Origin of the sequence: Photobacterium kishitanii, from assembly GCF_000613045.3 — a bacterium.
GTDB lineage: Bacteria > Pseudomonadota > Gammaproteobacteria > Enterobacterales > Vibrionaceae > Photobacterium > Photobacterium kishitanii.
Genome location: NZ_LN794352.1, coordinates 824,445 through 840,295, shown reverse-complemented (window position 1 = coordinate 840,295; position 15,851 = coordinate 824,445). Strand labels below are relative to the sequence as shown.

Sequence of the window (15,851 nt, the reverse complement as noted above, 5' to 3'; positions counted from 1 at the left end):
ATTAACGTTATGCGCTAACTGGCTGCACTATAGCAAAACTTAAACTGTTTATTCAGCACAAACTAACAATCCTGCTACTGCCACTGCAAATATAAAGTGAATACTATGGACAATGTTTTCTTTAGTTTAATCGACTCAATCTTAACGGAACGAGAAAGTTTTAATCGGATTTGGTTTGCAGGCGGTAAAACTCAACCACCGCAATTTAGTTATCAAGTCAACTTTCCACGGCTAGAACTAGTGCTTAAAGGTGAATATGTTAACCAACTTGATGATGGTGATAATGGTATTTGCCAAATTAGTTTAATGGCTGGCGATGCTATCTATATTCCCCCCAACAGTTGGAATCAACCGAGTTGGAATACCGAATGTTCAGTACTGAGTTTATTATTTGGTAAGCGTCAATTAGGCTTTAGTTTGGTCAGTAAAACTAAAGATAGCCCTAAATTTTATGATGTTCAAAAGCATTCGATTCAAGCATGGACCGGACATGCGATTGATCCGATCTTAACCGCTCTCAACATGCTAGCAACCGAGCCTCAACAACAACCGATGGATGAACATTTACTGCAAGCATTGCTAAGCTACACCCGTAACATGCTGCATGTACCACTGCATCAATCAAAAAACCGTACTGAAGATCTCTATCAAGGAATCTGTATTTATATCCAAGAGAATTTTCACCGTACAATTAGTCGCGATACCATTGCTAATCGATTCAATATTACCCCTAACCATCTGTCACGCTTATTCCGTCAGCAAGGACACATGCGGCTAGCTGACTATATTTGCTGGGTTCGCATTGAGCGCGCCAAATTTATGTTACGTCAATATCCGTTTCGATTAACCGAAGTTGCCAGCCGCTGCGGCTTTATTGATGTAAATTATTTTTGTCGCGTATTTAAAAATAAAACCGGTCGAACACCATCAGAATATAGAGCGGTAGCATAAGCCACTATCTCAACGCTTCAATCACTAATGCTTTAAGTTCTTGTGGCTGTTGAGCGAATTTTAACGCTGCGCAATAATCATCATTTAATAAGCATTTTGAAAACTGTGCAAATGCCATGATCACCGCTTTAGGCGGTGGTTTAGGTAGTATCATCGCAATAGCTCGAGTGATATTGCCTCGAGATGAGCCCCAATCAATAGACTGTTGATGGCACACAATCGCTATTGCTGGTGTGGCTATCATCTCATGCATAATATGAGGCAGTGCAATACTTGGTCCCATAACCGTTGCAGAAATAGTTTCTCGAACTAATAACGCTTGCCGTAATGCGGGTTGTTGTTCTGAAGAAATAACTTGTTGTGCCACCAGCATTTGGCTTAATTGTGCAATCGTATCGGCTTTATCACTACAATGTCTGGCGCTACAATCGTCATAACTAATGCTGGCTAATGGGAAACTGATCTTAAAGGGTAATGATGGCGACAATTGTGATAGTGATAACGCGTATTGGCCAATAAAGTCAGTTAACACTAAGTTAGCTAATTCAGCATCATTGCCTTTGATGATTAATTGGCATAAAGCGTGCGGTTTATTGGCTAATGACAATATTTTTAAGGGCTGTGATATTGGCGCGCGAGTAAGTTGACTGACGTTAAACAACTCAACCTTTGATTGAAAGTAAGTGGTTAACTTTTTAAGTTGATTAAGTTGATAAGAAGGTAGCCCTGCTTCACCACAATAGAATGTGATCCGTCTTTCTAACATCATTATTCCTTTAGTCGAGCTGTGACGTAATCACAATTATTGGCACAATTGCTGACAGCGTTCAATTACCGCTATTGCATCAACTAATACTTCCTCAATCGTCACACAATGAATACGACTACCAGTAAAGCGAGCCCGTTGTTCAACTTCAATATCAGAGGCAATTAAGACAATATCTGCGTTGGCAATATCTTTCGCTGTGAGAAAATTCTCGATGCCCATTGCACCTTGAGTTTCCACTTGGATCTTTATCCCCATTTGATGCGCGGTTTTATTAAGAACATCCGCAGCCATATAGGTGTGTGCTATACCCGTTGGGCAGGCTGTTACCGCGACAATTTTCATTTTTAATCCTTAAATAAATAGTAACGAAGGGTGAGGGAAAAAAGGGATGAGGTTTCGAGGGGAGAGGAAAGAGCAGTAACGAGTAGCGAAAAAATAAGGTTCAAAAAAACGAGGAAAGTTAAGCAGCTTTTATTGCCTTCACTTTTCCTCGTTTCTATTTTATCTCACTCCTCGAGATCTAAGCTCTTCCCTGCTCTTCCTCAAGACTCGAAACCTCGAACCTCAAGATCTACGCTCTTACTCTTCGCGTTTAGATTTCCACTTTTTAATACCGCTGCTCTTACCGCCAAAGCTTGGTTTACTATCACGGCTTGGCGCTGAAGTACGCGCAGGGCGATCATCATTATTACGACGAGGTGAATCAGTACGACCGCCACGACTTTCATTGTGACCATTACGATCTTCATTACGATTACGACTACTGCGGTTAGCACCATCTGGACGACGATTGAAATCACCAGTACCACTGTAGGTTTTAAACTGCTTTTCAGCCGCATGGCGTTCGTTACGTGCTTCTTGCTGGCGATGATCATACAACTTAGCATCAGTTGCTTTTGCAATAGTACGACCTTCAGCATCGGTTTTTGATGCTTCTTCAGTACCGCTTGATTGAGCGATCAACTGCTGAATTTCATTAATTTCAGCATCAGTTAAATAACGCCACTTACCGTTTGGTAGACCATCAATCGTAATGTTCATGATACGTACGCGACGAAGTTTATACACTTCATAACCTAACGCTTCACACATACGACGAATTTGACGGTTTAAGCCTTGAGTCAATACGATGCGGAATGAGAAATTCGTTTCTTTAGTGACTTTACATGGCAAGGTCACTGTATCTAAGATCTCAACCCCAGAAGACATTTTTTCAATAAACTCAGGAGTGATCGCTTGGTCAACACGGACGACATATTCTTTTTCATGCGAATTACCCGCACGTAGAATTTTATTAACGATATCGCCGTCATTGGTTAAGAAAATAAGACCATCAGAAGGCTTATCTAAACGACCAATCGGGAAAATACGCTTACGGTGACCAATGAAGTCAATCACGTTGCCTTCAATATGACGTTCTGTAGTACAAGTAATACCTGTTGGCTTATTCAGCGCAATATAGATTGGACGTTCTTTGCTACGTAGCGGTTTATCATCAACCAATACCTCGTCGTTATCCATTACGCGCATTCCCATTTCTGGCACAGTGCCATTGATGGTTACACGTCCCTGATCAATCAGCTTGTCCGCCTCACGGCGTGAGCAATAGCCTGTATCACTGATAAATTTATTAAGTCGAACCCCTTTCGGGCTCTGCTGGTCAGTAGAATTTTGTGACATGGTTTTCTTCTATAAAGGGCTTTAGGTCGATCAGGGCAATAAACCACTTAATTGTAGTTTACTTGCTCGATAGTTGTTATGAGGGGAAGTTTAACTGATTGTGAGACGAGTAGCGAGTAGCGAGTTTTTAACCTTTCGCAAACTCGCTACTCATATTATTTACTTCGGTAAATCACCGTGGCTAATACGGCCGACATAATCATGCTGCAATTCTTTTTCTAATTGCGCTTCAATATATCCTGGAGATTTCGTTTTCGCTGACAATAAACGGTACATAGCAGGGATCACTAATAGTGTTACTAAAGTGGCAAATGCCATTCCAAAGAACACCACAGTACCGACTGAAATACGACTTTCAGCACCAGCCCCCGTTGATAGAATCAAAGGTAATGCACCAAATAAAGTCGTGAAAGCTGTCATTAGAATTGGCCGTAGACGACGTACCGAGGCATCGATAATCGCTTGCTCAAACTCTATCCCTTTATCACGCAGCTGGTTAGCAAATTCAACGATAAGAATACCGTTTTTAGTTACCATACCAATCAACATAATCATGCCTATCTGACTATAAATATTGAGCCCTTGTCCCATTACCCATAATCCAGCAAGACCACCAAAAATTCCCATCGGCACCGTTAGCATTACCACCAGCGGGTTGATAAAGCTTTCAAACTGCGCTGCAAGCACTAAATAAGCTACCAATAACGCCAAGCCAAATACCACGAATATACTGCTTTGGTTATCACGAAAATCTTGTGATTCACCGGCATAGTTAACGGTAATGTCTGACGGCAACGTATCAATCGCTTGTTGATCAAGAAAATCAAGCGCATCACCTAGCGTGTAACCTTCAGAAAGGCTTGCTTTTAAGGTGATCGATTTCTGCTTTTGGTTGTGGCTTAACTTTTGTGCTGATGCCACTTCATCAATTGAAGCGACGGTATCAAGCGTGACTAGCTTGCCATTTTTCGCCCGTAAATAAATCTGACTTAAATCGGTTGAGCTGTTAAAACTATTTTCATCACCACGCAGATAAACATCATATTCTTCACCGCGATCAACAAAGGTTGTTTCACTGCGTCCACCAAGCATCACTTCTAATGTTTCGGCAATTTCAGTCACTGGAATGCCTAATTCAGCCGCACGCTCACGGTTAACATTCACCAGTAACTCTGGGGTTGTTTCCGCGTAATCTAAATCAGCACCTTCCATTAACGGGCTATCTTCAGCAATGTGTTTAAGCTTAGTCGCCCACTTAAACAGTTCTTGGTAATCCGCACCACCCAATACAAATTGCACGGGTTCAGATGATCCACCACGAAAGCCTGGCATCATTGGCATTACGCGTACATCAGGAATACCAGCCAATGTTTTACTGATCAGACCCAAGGCTTGTTGAGCACTAACAGAACGATCATTCCAATCTTCTAATTGCATGATCACAAAGCCAGTCTGATCCCCTGCTCGACCACCAAATGCTGGTGATTGAATACTGACAGATTTCAGTACACCTTTACCGAGTAATGGTAATAAGCGTGCTTCAACTTGATCCATGTTGCCAATCATACGATTATAACTGGTACCTTCTGCACCTTTCACAAATGCAAAGAGTACTCCACGATCTTCTTGTGGTGCGAGTTGAGCGGGGATCACTTTCATTAACCCTGCACTGGCGGCAATACACGCTAATACCACAATCGGTGCCACGAAACGTTTTTTTACCGCAACAGTAACAATACTGCGATAACCATTTTCTAATTTATCAAATTGACGATTAACCCACAGATTAAACCGATTTGGTTTCACATTCGCTTTAAGTAATTTACTGCACATTACTGGGGTTAACGTTAATGCGATTAAAGATGAGAAGATCACCGCCATTGCAAGTAACACTGAAAATTCAGTAAATAATCGCCCAACCATACCTTCCATAAAAGATATCGGTAAGAACACCATCACCAATACTGCTGTGGTTGCAATAACCGCAAATCCTACTTCGCGAGTACCTTTATAAGCGGCTAATAATGGTGACTCGCCTCGTTGTAAATGATGGAAAACGTTTTCAACCACCACAATGGCATCATCGACCACCAATCCTATCGCCAGAATTAACGCCATTAGTGTCAGCAAGTTAATTGAAAAGCCAAAGAAATAAGCCGTAATAAATGCCGAGATTAATGACACTGGTACCGTTACTGCAGGAATTAAGGTTGCACGCACTTGACCAATAAAAATATACAGCACCAGAATCACTAACGCACCCGTGACTAACAGGGTGTTATAAACTTCATTAATCGAACGTTCGATAAACACCGTTGCATCGTAATCAATCGTCAGCGACGCCCCTTGCGGCAAAAACTTTTGCATCTTCGCCACTTCAGCACGCACTTCTTTAGCAACATCGAGCGGATTAGCATCAGACATCGTTACAATGCCTAAACTTAAATTGACTACGCCATTGCTTTTAAAGGTCGAGTTTTCGTTTTCAGCACCAATCGCGACATTAGCAACATCTTTAAGATAAATAGGTGCTCCTGTTGCCGTTTTGCGGATCACTAAATACTTAAAATCATCAACGGTTTTATATAAGCGCGCGGTACGTACTGACATCACCGTTTGATCGTTACGGACTTCACCACCGGGTAATTCAACGTTTTCATCTTTAAGCGCGTTAACAATATCTTTGGTGGTGATACCGCGTCCTGCCATTAAGACAGGTTGTAACTTGATATACATTACCTTGTATAAAGCACCACTCAAGCTTACTGAACTAACACCATCAAGCAGACTAAAACGATCTTCTAATACTCGCTGCGCATAGTCAGTCAGCTGAGTACGATCCATCTCTGATGAAGATAAATTAATATAGATCGCGGGCTCACCAGAACCGTTATCTTTTGAAACAATAGGATCATTGGCATCATCAGGTAATCGACGTTGAGCACGAGCAACCGCATCTCGAATGTCACTTACCCCTTCGGTCAGATCCCAGTCCATATTAAATTCAACGGTGATCCGCGACATACCATTACGAGTGATCGAGGTAATATTCTCGATACCACTGATACCTGACAGTTCATCTTCTATCGGCGTGGTAACTTGGCTTTCCATTACCGTTGCTGATGTGCCTTCATAAGTGGTCATGATGGTCACCACTGGACTTTCTACATCTGGCATCTCACGTACAGCCAGTTTAGAAAAAGACACAATACCAAATACGCACAACAACAAACTTAATACGATAGCAACCACAGGCCGCTTTACTGAAATATCAGATAACCACATTAGCTCGTCACTCCAGCAGCAGGCGTTATGTCTTTAATGGTGATGCCATCGCGCATATTGACTAATCCTTGTACAACAATACGCTCACCTATTTTAATACCCTTTTGTATCACTACGTTATTATCAATACGCTCGCCAAGCTCAACCAAAGTGCGATGAACTTTTTGTTGATCGTCAACAATATAGACATAACGTTTAGTGCCTGAATATTCTAATGCTTGCACAGGAATAATCGCCTGCTGATATGGAATAAAGTCAATATCGGTAGCGAGTAGCATTCCCGGTTTTAGCGCGTGATCTTTATTTTCAAATACCACCCGTACTTTAATATTGAGTGAATCAGGTTGAACACGTGAATCAATGGCTTGGATCTTACCTACGAAAGCACGATCGCCCCATGCTTGGCTTCTAGCAGTAACGTTAATTCCAACCTTTAAAGAGGAGATATATTGTTCTGGTACTTCAATATCCAGACGCATAGAAGAAAGGTCATCAAAATTAAACAGCTCACCACCCGCAGCAACCATATGCCCCGGGCTAAAATCATATAATCCGATAGTGCCATTAAACGGTGCTCGAATAGCATGATCGTTAAGGTTAGCTAATGCGGCTTTTAAACGTGCATTAGCAATGCTGACACTGGCAGCTTGAGCATCAATTTCTGTTTTAGTAATAGCGCCACGAACAAGCAAGCGTTTAAATTCAGTTAATTTACGTTGCTCATCATTACGATATGCCAATGCTTCATCGTAGGCCGCTGCGGCTTTATCGTCATCAAGTTGGATCAGTAATTGTCCTTTGGTAACCGTTGTATTAACAGGGACAGCAATCGTTTTTATTTTAGCTGACACTTCAGCAGCAACATTAACCGCATGTTCTGCATTCAATTTACCGACTAATGATAACGATTGAGCAACGGCTACCGAAGCAACCTCATCCGTTGTTACAGAAACAACACGTTGCGATCGCTCGGGCGGTGATTTTTTTTGCGCAGCATGTGACGTTCCTTGAAAGTAAAAGTAACTACCTGATAATACTGCGGCGACTAATACTGCTACGGCCATTTTTTTCATTTGCTAAAACCATCATAAAAATACTCGCCGAATAATATCTGAACTAGGGCAGGAGTAACGTCAAGAAATGTAAAGTTAAGCAAAAATTAGCTTAGTGATGAAAAATCAAGCAAGTATTCGATAAATATAACAAAAAGGGTTTACAGCGCTGAAATGTTTGTTATTATCCGCTCCGCACTTGTGGTGGGGTTCCCGAGTGGCCAAAGGGAGCAGATTGTAAATCTGCCGGCACTGCCTTCGAAGGTTCGAATCCTTCCCCCACCACCATTAATTTTGAAGGGTTGTTATATAACAGCTTTTCGGTGATTAAAGTGGCCTTTAATCACAATAGCAACATCCCGTGGTGGGATTCCCGAGTGGCCAAAGGGAGCAGATTGTAAATCTGCCGGCACTGCCTTCGAAGGTTCGAATCCTTCTCCCACCACCATCATTTTGAAGGGTTGTTTATAACAACTTTTCGGTTATTGAAGTGGCCTTTAATAACCTAGCAACATCCCGTGGTGGGATTCCCGAGTGGCCAAAGGGAGCAGATTGTAAATCTGCCGGCACTGCCTTCGAAGGTTCGAATCCTTCTCCCACCACCATCATTTTGAAGGGTTGTTTATAACAACTTTTCGGTTATTGACGTGGCCTTTAATAACCTAGTAACATCCCGTGGTGGGATTCCCGAGTGGCCAAAGGGAGCAGATTGTAAATCTGCCGGCACTGCCTTCGAAGGTTCGAATCCTTCTCCCACCACCATCATTTTGAAGGGTTGTTTATAACGACTTTTCGGTTATTAAAGTGGCCTTTAATAACCTAGTAACATCCCGTGGTGGGATTCCCGAGTGGCCAAAGGGAGCAGATTGTAAATCTGCCGGCACTGCCTTCGAAGGTTCGAATCCTTCTCCCACCACCATCATTTAGAAAGGTTGTTTATAACAACTTTTCGGTAATTAAAGTGAGCTTTAATTATAACAGTAACATCCCGTGGTGGGATTCCCGAGTGGCCAAAGGGAGCAGATTGTAAATCTGCCGGCACTGCCTTCGAAGGTTCGAATCCTTCTCCCACCACCATCATTCAACCAGTTGCCTTGCAGCTGGTTTTTTTATACCTATAAAATAATCCCGCACTTAAGCGTTTAATTTCGACTATCATTGAGATAACGTTAGATCTATACAATACATATTTCGTAGCCTTTCTGTTTCAGTATATGGATATTTATGACAGAAGAATTTACTAAAGCACCATCACATAATACCCATGATATTCGCGTCCTCATTATTGATGATCAACTTTCCTCTGGCGCACTGATTAAAAATATTTTAGACAGTATCAATATCACTACTGTGGATATCGCGACCGATAGCGATAGTGCTTTTCAGTTATGTAAAAATACCCGTTATGATCTAATGATAATCGACTTCCACCTTGAACCAAATCTCAATGGCAGTGAATTACTGGCAGCAATTAGAAAAAGAAATCACATCAGTTCACATTGTGGTGTAGTATTTATTTCTGGCGACCGCACACCTGAAGTCATTGTCACATCAATGAGCATCCATGCTGACAGTTTTCTCACTAAGCCGCTTAATATTGGCAAACTTAAAAAACGTGTCATCGCTATATATCAAGCTTGTCTATTACGCCAACCTATCTACATCGCACTAGATAATCATCAAACCTCACACGCTATTGAGCTATGCCGACAATTACTGCTATATAAGGGCCATAATCTTGAAATAGAAATACTATTGATTGATCTATTAATAGAACAACAAGATTGGCAACAAGCAACTCAGTTACTGACAACCTTTAGTCAGCAGACCAATAACCATAAACTCATTTTACGTCAAGCAAAGCTCAAGCACCGGTTAAATGAAACACAAGCTGCTATTCATTGCCTGCACAGTTTGATCAAACAAGTACCACTATATGTGGAAGCTTATGATGAATTAGCCACCTTATTACAGCAACAGCACCGCTACAATGATGCCAAAGTTATTGCTCAACAGGCGATGGTATTAACACCAGGGATCTGTCATCGCTCACTACTTGTGGCACAATTAGCTGCCGATACCAATGATCTGCCGTTATTTTTCAAAGCAGGAAAAGTACTTGCGACCCACTTACCAATTATTGGTAATGATTGGATTGCTAGTTTTGCTGAATTTACGGCTATATTTGAACAGCTTGTCAGCCAACAATTATCGTTACCACAGAAGTTATTAATTTCACTGAAGACGATTCAGCAACATGCAAAGCGACGTTTAACCTATAAGCAGCAAGCAACCTTAGCTGACTTTAGTCATATCACTTTAGCGCGATTTGCTTTTTCAACTCAGCAGCCCTTAAAAGCCAAACGCCGACTATTACATGGCTTAGCCCGTTATTATGGTAAAATGTCGCAAGCACCTACTGCAATTATGATTGATGCACTACCATTACTTATTCATTTCGGTGAGACACGCTTAATAGGTGAAATTTACCAAGCATTAATGAGTGGTGATTTATTAGATGACTATAGTTACCGCCGTCTCGCTCAATTAGGTGGCAATAAGTTCCTAATAGCAAACATTAGATTATTAATCTCGCAGCTTGTTACAGCAAAATCGATGCTTAACCATGATCCTCATAGAGCATACTGTATTTACCAAACTATTCTTCGAGATTATCCATATTGCACTGAAGCTCACCTTGGTCGTATTACGTGTTTATTACCCCAGCCTCAGTTTACTGACAACCACATTAATGACAGTCTATATTTGATCAAAAAAATGCCACTGCCACCGCCTTTAAGTGGATGGTTTACACAACTGCAGCAGCAAATTAAAGATGAAAAAACGATCATTAACGTTTAGTTCTCGCCATCATCATCATGAGTAGTTGGCTTATCAGATGCACCCTGTGCATATTTTTGATTGCGGTGTTGTTGTGCTTTTTCTTTTCTTAGTCGAGTATTGCGTTCATCCTCTGACTCAGAGCCGAACAACCGCTTAATAAAATCAAACATTATTATGCTCCATGATTATCGTTATATAACACCGTTATTAGCGAATAAAACGATTATAGATAAACAATAATATCAATGCGCCAGCGGTAGCAATAATAATACTACCAAGGTTAATTCCTCCAGCAGCGCCAATACCAATCAATGAGCCAATCCATCCACCCGCTAAAGATCCAGCAATACCTAAACCACAAGTTGCAATCCAACCACCACCATCATTACCTGGCATTAACCATTTAGCTAATGCCCCAGCGATAAGACCCAAAATAATCCAAGAAATGATGCCCATATTACAGTTTCCTTCTATTAGTAAATAAAGATAACACCCGCTCATGGCTATAGTGTTTGAGCTGATCATTTAAAAACAATAGCTTGTCATAAATAATATCTGCACCTCTATCATAGACCTGCAATAATCATCATGCCCAAATAAAACAGCCATTTACTTATGCTCATATTCTCAATGGCGTGATCATATATTGAAGTGATGGGTTGATGTGCTAGTATCTGTAACCAATAATTATTCGCAGTTATGGATACTAAATATGAAAGTTATTTCGTTTAACATCAATGGGCTACGAGCTCGTTTACATCAACTTCAGGCTATTATAGATAAACACCAGCCTGATGTTATCGGTTTACAAGAGATTAAAGTTCATGACGAAGCCTTTCCATTAGCTGATGTGGAAGCAATGGGATACAAGGTTTACTTTCATGGCCAAAAAGCCCATTACGGCGTGGCAATGCTATGCAAGCAAGAACCTATTAGTGTTCAGAAAGGCTTTCCAAGCGATGATGACGAAGCTCAACGTCGAATGATCATGGCTACTTTTGCTCAACAAAACGGCACTACCATTACCGTAATGAACGGCTATTTCCCACAAGGTGATAATGTTAGCCACGAAACAAAATTTCCCGCGAAAGAAAAGTTTTATGCGGATCTAATGCACTACCTTAATGATAGCCATAGCGTTGATAATGAACTAATCATCATGGGCGATATCAATATAAGTCCAACGGATTTAGACATTGGTATTGGTCCGGTTAATGCTAAGCGATGGCTAAAAACGGGGAAATGTTCATTCCAGCCGATTGAGCGACAATGGTTAAAGACATTACTTGATTGGGGCTTTATTGATACGTTCCGTCAACTACACCCAACGGTAGATGATCAATTTTCATGGTTTGATTATCGTTCTAAAGGCTTTGTTGATAACAGAGGACTACGGATTGATGTGATCTTAGCAACACCAACATTAGCTAATCGTTGTATTGAATCAGGGATTGATTACGAACTACGCGGTATTGAAAAACCGTCAGATCATGCGCCAATTTGGTCAACTTTCAACGATTAATTTATTGGTTGTACAACGATAATCATTGTTTACATCAACAGATTTACATCGAAAAAGCCGATTATCATTGATAGCGGCTTTTTGTTAATTTTACATATATATTCATCACCACGCTTACACCATACCCACCTAGCATAAGTAATAAAAATACATCCCCAGAAAACACATTGATAACATCAATATAAAAAAAGTTGAATGAATATTCTTTTAGCGGCATAAATACGTTAAAAAAAAAACCATGAACAACTAACCCATTGATTTTAAAGGATGCGTAATTTTGTAACCATAGCTGTAAAATTATGAAACAAAATTACATTAAAATTTTTTTTAGTTTTTTCAAAAAAATTATACCGTTTAAATTCAACTGATTACATTATTTTGCAATGTAATATTATGTCTAATTTTGTTATAAATTTTCACCGCAATGATCCAGATCAAATTTATGATTCACAACCTTTGCTATTATTCTTGCAGCCTAACTTAAACCATAAAGAGCACCCCTGTGAAAATGGAAACTAATCCTTTTGACTCGCTGATGCCACCAGCTATGGCACATAAGGCCGAAGAAGTCGGCGTTTATAAAGCGACAAAACATCCGCTACAGTCATTCTTTTTAGCGATAACTGCTGGTGTTTTTATTTCAATTGCTTTTGTGTTTTACACAACAGTAACTACTGGCGCTGGTGATATGCCTTGGGGTATGTCTAAATTTGTTGGTGGGCTTGCATTTAGTTTAGGTTTAATCCTAGTAGTTATATGTGGCGGTGAGCTATTTACCTCTTCTGTATTAACCACGGTTGCTCGAGCAAGTGGACGTATTACTACTGGCCAGTTAATGAAGAACTGGGGCATTGTTTACTTCGGTAACTTTGTTGGCGCAATATTCTTTGTTGTGTGTATTTGGATTGCAAAACAACACCTTGGTGCCGATGGCCAATGGGGTATTAACGCAATGAAAATCGCACAACATAAGCTTCATCATAATTTTGGACAAGCTGTTGTTTTAGGTATTTTATGTAACCTAATGGTTTGTCTTGCAACTTGGATGACTTTTTCATGCCGTAGTGCGACTGATAAAGTTATGGTAATGTTGCTACCTGTTGCGATGTTTGTTGCAAGTGGTTTTGAGCACTGTATTGCAAATATGTTTATGATTCCAATGGGTATTGTAATTCACAGTTTCGCAAGTCCAGAATTCTGGGCAATGACAGGTGTAAATCCGGCTCAATTTGCAGATTTAACCATACATAATTTTATTGTAAACAACCTAATTCCCGTTACCATTGGTAATATTCTTGGTGGTGGTGTATTGGTTGGTATGACGTATTGGGTTATTCATCGCCGTCCAGAACTTAAAGGCAATAGCCACCACTAAGTTTTGACGCGAGAACACTTATTTTTTTCTACTGAATAGTATAGGTAGGTATACAATGGCAGAGCAATTTGCTGCATGGGAAGGCTTCACAGCTGGTGATTGGCAGAACGAAGTAAACGTTCGTGACTTTATCCAAAAGAACTACACTCCTTTCGAGGGTGACGGCTCTTTCCTTGAAACAGAAGCAACTCCAGCTACAGCTAAACTTTGGGAAGCTGTAATGGTAGGCATCAAACAGGAAAACGCGACTCACGCACCTGTTGATTTCGATACTGACGTTGTTTCTACTATCACTGCACACGACGCTGGTTACATCGACCAAGAACTTGAAACTATCGTAGGTCTTCAAACTGACGCGCCTCTTAAGCGTGGTTTGATCCCTAACGGTGGTATCCGCATGATCGAAAACTCATGCAAAGTATACGGTCGTGAACTAGATCCTACTATCAAGAAGGTTTACTCAGAGCTTCGTAAAACACACAACCAAGGTGTTTTCGATATCTACACTCCTTCTATCATCAAATGTCGTAAGTCTGGTGTTCTAACTGGTCTTCCTGATGCATACGGCCGTGGTCGTATCATTGGTGACTACCGTCGTATCGCACTTTACGGTATTGACAAGCTAATGGCTGACAAGCTAGCTCAATTCAAATCTCTAGAAGAAATGTTTGAGAACGGCGAAGATCTTCAAATGACTATGCAACGTCGTGAAGAGATCTGTGAGCAACACCGTGCGCTTGGTCAAATCAAGACTATGGCTGCTAAATACGGTTGTGATATCTCTCTTCCTGCTGCAACTGCACAAGAAGCTGTACAGTGGACTTACTTCGGCTACCTAGCTGCTGTTAAATCACAAAACGGTGCTGCAATGTCTCTAGGTCGTACTTCGACTTTCCTAGACATCTTCATCGAGCGTGATATTGCCGCTGGTAAGATCACTGAAGCACAAGCACAAGAAATGATCGACCACTTCGTAATGAAGCTACGTATGGTTCGTTTCCTACGTACGCCTGAATACGATGAGCTATTCTCTGGTGACCCAATCTGGGCAACAGAATCAATGGGTGGTATGGGTCTTGACGGTCGTACACTAGTTACACGTACTAACTTCCGTTTCCTAAACAGCCTATACACAATGGGTCCTTCTCCAGAGCCAAACATCACTGTTCTTTGGTCTGAGAAACTACCTGTAGGCTTCAAGAAGTTCTGTGCGAAGGTATCTATCGATACATCTTCTATCCAGTACGAAAACGATGACCTAATGCGTCCAGACATGAACTCTGACGATTACGCTATCGCTTGTTGTGTATCGCCAATGGTTGTTGGTAAGCAAATGCAGTTCTTCGGTGCACGTGCTAACCTTGCTAAAACTATGCTTTACGCAATCAACGGCGGTGTAGATGAGAAGCTTAAGATCCAAGTGGGTCCTAAGACTGACAAAGTAACTGCTGAAGTTCTTGACTACACAGATACTATGGATCGTCTAGATCACTTCATGGATTGGTTAGCAACGACTTACGTTTCTGCACTAAACGCTATCCACTGGAGCCACGACAAGTACAGCTACGAAGCATCGCTAATGGCTCTACACGATCGTGACATCAAGCGTACAATGGCTTGTGGTATCGCTGGTCTTTCTGTTGCTGCTGACTCACTATCAGCGATTAAATACGCAACTGTTAAGCCTATCCGTGACGAAGATGGCATCGCTATCGATTTCGAAATCGAAGGTGACTATCCTAAGTTCGGTAACAATGACGCACGCGTTGATGACATCGCATGTGACCTTGTTGAGCGCTTCATGAACAAGATCCGCACTCACAAAATGTACCGTGATGCGATTCCAACTCAGTCTATCCTAACTATCACATCTAACGTTGTGTACGGTAAGAAGACAGGTAACACTCCAGACGGTCGTCGTGCAGGTGCTCCTTTCGCACCAGGTGCAAACCCAATGCACGGTCGTGATGAAAAAGGTGCTGTAGCTTCACTTACTTCTGTAGGTAAACTACCGTTTGCACACGCTAAAGATGGTATCTCATACACATTCTCTATCGTTCCAAACGCACTAGGTAAAGATCTTGATACTCAAGAGAATAACCTTGCAGGCCTAATGGATGGTTACTTCCACCATGAGACTGGCATCGAAGGTGGTCAACACCTTAACGTTAACGTTCTTAACCGCGAAACGCTAGAAGACGCAGTTAAGCACCCAGAGAACTACCCACAGTTAACTATCCGTGTATCGGGTTACGCTGTGCGTTTTAACTCTCTAACTGCTGAACAGCAGGCTGACGTTATTGCTCGTACTTTCACAGCTTCTCTATAATATAGAATCTCTGTGTAGGAAGTTCGCTTCCTAATAAAAAACCG

12 protein-coding genes and 6 tRNA genes are annotated in these 15,851 nt (G+C 41.3%); 11 read left to right on the top strand and 7 right to left on the bottom strand.

The features are described from left to right. Positions 1 to 105 precede the first annotated feature (105 nt). The gene (locus PPBDW_RS04315; RefSeq protein WP_036793603.1) at positions 106 to 951 is read left to right on the top strand and encodes a helix-turn-helix transcriptional regulator; all 846 of its coding nucleotides are present in this window, start codon (positions 106 to 108) and stop codon (positions 949 to 951) included. Between the two features lie 4 nt (positions 952 to 955). Here PPBDW_RS04315 and PPBDW_RS04310 read toward each other — a convergent pair whose 3' ends face one another. The 5 genes from PPBDW_RS04310 to PPBDW_RS04290 form a co-directional block, all read right to left on the bottom strand. Further along, positions 956 to 1,717, bottom strand: coding sequence for a PTS sugar transporter subunit IIA (locus PPBDW_RS04310; protein WP_036793602.1), 762 nt, complete (start codon positions 1,715 to 1,717; stop codon positions 956 to 958). A 36-nt stretch (positions 1,718 to 1,753) separates the two neighbouring features. Then, positions 1,754 to 2,062 carry a PTS fructose transporter subunit IIB gene (locus tag PPBDW_RS04305; RefSeq protein ID WP_036793601.1) on the bottom strand — a complete coding sequence of 103 codons (309 nt, stop codon included), beginning with the start codon at positions 2,060 to 2,062 and terminating at the stop codon, positions 1,754 to 1,756. Between the two features lie 237 nt (positions 2,063 to 2,299). Beyond that, positions 2,300 to 3,400, bottom strand: coding sequence for a 23S rRNA pseudouridine(2604) synthase RluF (rluF, locus tag PPBDW_RS04300; protein WP_036793600.1), 1,101 nt, complete (start codon positions 3,398 to 3,400; stop codon positions 2,300 to 2,302). Between the two features lie 159 nt (positions 3,401 to 3,559). Continuing rightward, entirely contained in the window at positions 3,560 to 6,685 is a 3,126-nt protein-coding gene (locus PPBDW_RS04295) for a multidrug efflux RND transporter permease subunit (RefSeq protein WP_036793598.1), read from the bottom strand. Next, positions 6,685 to 7,758, bottom strand: a complete 1,074-nt coding sequence (locus tag PPBDW_RS04290) for an efflux RND transporter periplasmic adaptor subunit (RefSeq protein ID WP_036793596.1) — start codon at positions 7,756 to 7,758, stop codon at positions 6,685 to 6,687. The genes PPBDW_RS04295 and PPBDW_RS04290 overlap by 1 nt, the downstream gene beginning before the upstream one ends. Positions 7,759 to 7,940: 182 nt before the next feature. Here PPBDW_RS04290 and PPBDW_RS04285 point away from each other — a divergent pair. The 7 genes from PPBDW_RS04285 to PPBDW_RS04255 all read left to right on the top strand — a co-directional run bounded on the left by PPBDW_RS04285 (position 7,941) and on the right by PPBDW_RS04255 (position 10,599). Continuing rightward, positions 7,941 to 8,025: transfer RNA gene (locus PPBDW_RS04285), tRNA-Tyr, on the top strand. A 75-nt stretch (positions 8,026 to 8,100) separates the two neighbouring features. Continuing rightward, positions 8,101 to 8,185: transfer RNA gene (locus PPBDW_RS04280), tRNA-Tyr, on the top strand. A gap of 72 nt (positions 8,186 to 8,257) precedes the next feature. After that, positions 8,258 to 8,342, top strand: a tRNA-Tyr gene (locus PPBDW_RS04275). 72 nt (positions 8,343 to 8,414) lie between these two features. Next, a tRNA-Tyr gene (locus PPBDW_RS04270) sits at positions 8,415 to 8,499 on the top strand. Positions 8,500 to 8,571: 72 nt separating this feature from the next. Then, positions 8,572 to 8,656 (top strand) — tRNA-Tyr (locus PPBDW_RS04265). 73 nt (positions 8,657 to 8,729) lie between these two features. After that, positions 8,730 to 8,814 (top strand) — tRNA-Tyr (locus PPBDW_RS04260). 147 nt (positions 8,815 to 8,961) lie between these two features. Beyond that, positions 8,962 to 10,599 carry a response regulator gene (locus PPBDW_RS04255; RefSeq protein WP_036793595.1) on the top strand — a complete coding sequence of 546 codons (1,638 nt, stop codon included), beginning with the start codon at positions 8,962 to 8,964 and terminating at the stop codon, positions 10,597 to 10,599. Here PPBDW_RS04255 and PPBDW_RS04250 read toward each other — a convergent pair. Further along, positions 10,596 to 10,751 (bottom strand): hypothetical protein, encoded by a 156-nt coding sequence (locus PPBDW_RS04250; RefSeq protein WP_155395136.1) that lies wholly within the window; start codon positions 10,749 to 10,751, stop codon positions 10,596 to 10,598. The two genes, PPBDW_RS04255 and PPBDW_RS04250, sit on opposite strands and share 4 nt — an antisense overlap. Before the next feature lie 37 nt (positions 10,752 to 10,788). Continuing rightward, positions 10,789 to 11,037 carry a GlsB/YeaQ/YmgE family stress response membrane protein gene (locus PPBDW_RS04245; RefSeq protein ID WP_036793593.1) on the bottom strand — a complete coding sequence of 83 codons (249 nt, stop codon included), beginning with the start codon at positions 11,035 to 11,037 and terminating at the stop codon, positions 10,789 to 10,791. 256 nt (positions 11,038 to 11,293) lie between these two features. Here PPBDW_RS04245 and xthA point away from each other — a divergent pair, with 256 nt between their 5' ends. From xthA to pflB, 3 genes are all read left to right on the top strand, one after another. Then, entirely contained in the window at positions 11,294 to 12,103 is an 810-nt protein-coding gene (gene xthA / locus PPBDW_RS04240; RefSeq protein WP_036793590.1) for an exodeoxyribonuclease III, read from the top strand. A 508-nt stretch (positions 12,104 to 12,611) separates the two neighbouring features. Then, complete coding sequence (gene focA / locus PPBDW_RS04235; protein ID WP_036793588.1) at positions 12,612 to 13,478, top strand: formate transporter FocA; 867 nt, start codon at positions 12,612 to 12,614, stop codon at positions 13,476 to 13,478. Positions 13,479 to 13,533: 55 nt separating this feature from the next. Then, the gene (pflB, locus tag PPBDW_RS04230) at positions 13,534 to 15,807 is read left to right on the top strand and encodes a formate C-acetyltransferase (RefSeq protein WP_036793586.1); all 2,274 of its coding nucleotides are present in this window, start codon (positions 13,534 to 13,536) and stop codon (positions 15,805 to 15,807) included. The last annotated feature ends 44 nt before the right edge of the window (positions 15,808 to 15,851 follow it).

Excerpts from the sequence above, each read along its gene's own strand:
- PPBDW_RS04250 (WP_155395136.1), bottom strand. The coding sequence starts at position 10,751 with ATGTTTGATTTTATTAAGCGGTTGTTCGGCTCTGAGTCAGAGGATGAA.
- rluF (WP_036793600.1), bottom strand. The coding sequence starts at position 3,400 with ATGTCACAAAATTCTACTGACCAGCAGAGCCCGAAAGGGGTTCGACTT.
- PPBDW_RS04310 (WP_036793602.1), bottom strand. The coding sequence starts at position 1,717 with ATGTTAGAAAGACGGATCACATTCTATTGTGGTGAAGCAGGGCTACCT.
- pflB (WP_036793586.1), top strand. The coding sequence starts at position 13,534 with ATGGCAGAGCAATTTGCTGCATGGGAAGGCTTCACAGCTGGTGATTGG.
- PPBDW_RS04290 (WP_036793596.1), bottom strand. The coding sequence starts at position 7,758 with ATGAAAAAAATGGCCGTAGCAGTATTAGTCGCCGCAGTATTATCAGGT.
- PPBDW_RS04295 (WP_036793598.1), bottom strand. The coding sequence starts at position 6,685 with ATGTGGTTATCTGATATTTCAGTAAAGCGGCCTGTGGTTGCTATCGTA.
- xthA (WP_036793590.1), top strand. The coding sequence starts at position 11,294 with ATGAAAGTTATTTCGTTTAACATCAATGGGCTACGAGCTCGTTTACAT.
- PPBDW_RS04245 (WP_036793593.1), bottom strand. The coding sequence starts at position 11,037 with ATGGGCATCATTTCTTGGATTATTTTGGGTCTTATCGCTGGGGCATTA.
- focA (WP_036793588.1), top strand. The coding sequence starts at position 12,612 with ATGGAAACTAATCCTTTTGACTCGCTGATGCCACCAGCTATGGCACAT.
- PPBDW_RS04315 (WP_036793603.1), top strand. The coding sequence starts at position 106 with ATGGACAATGTTTTCTTTAGTTTAATCGACTCAATCTTAACGGAACGA.
- PPBDW_RS04255 (WP_036793595.1), top strand. The coding sequence starts at position 8,962 with ATGACAGAAGAATTTACTAAAGCACCATCACATAATACCCATGATATT.
- PPBDW_RS04305 (WP_036793601.1), bottom strand. The coding sequence starts at position 2,062 with ATGAAAATTGTCGCGGTAACAGCCTGCCCAACGGGTATAGCACACACC.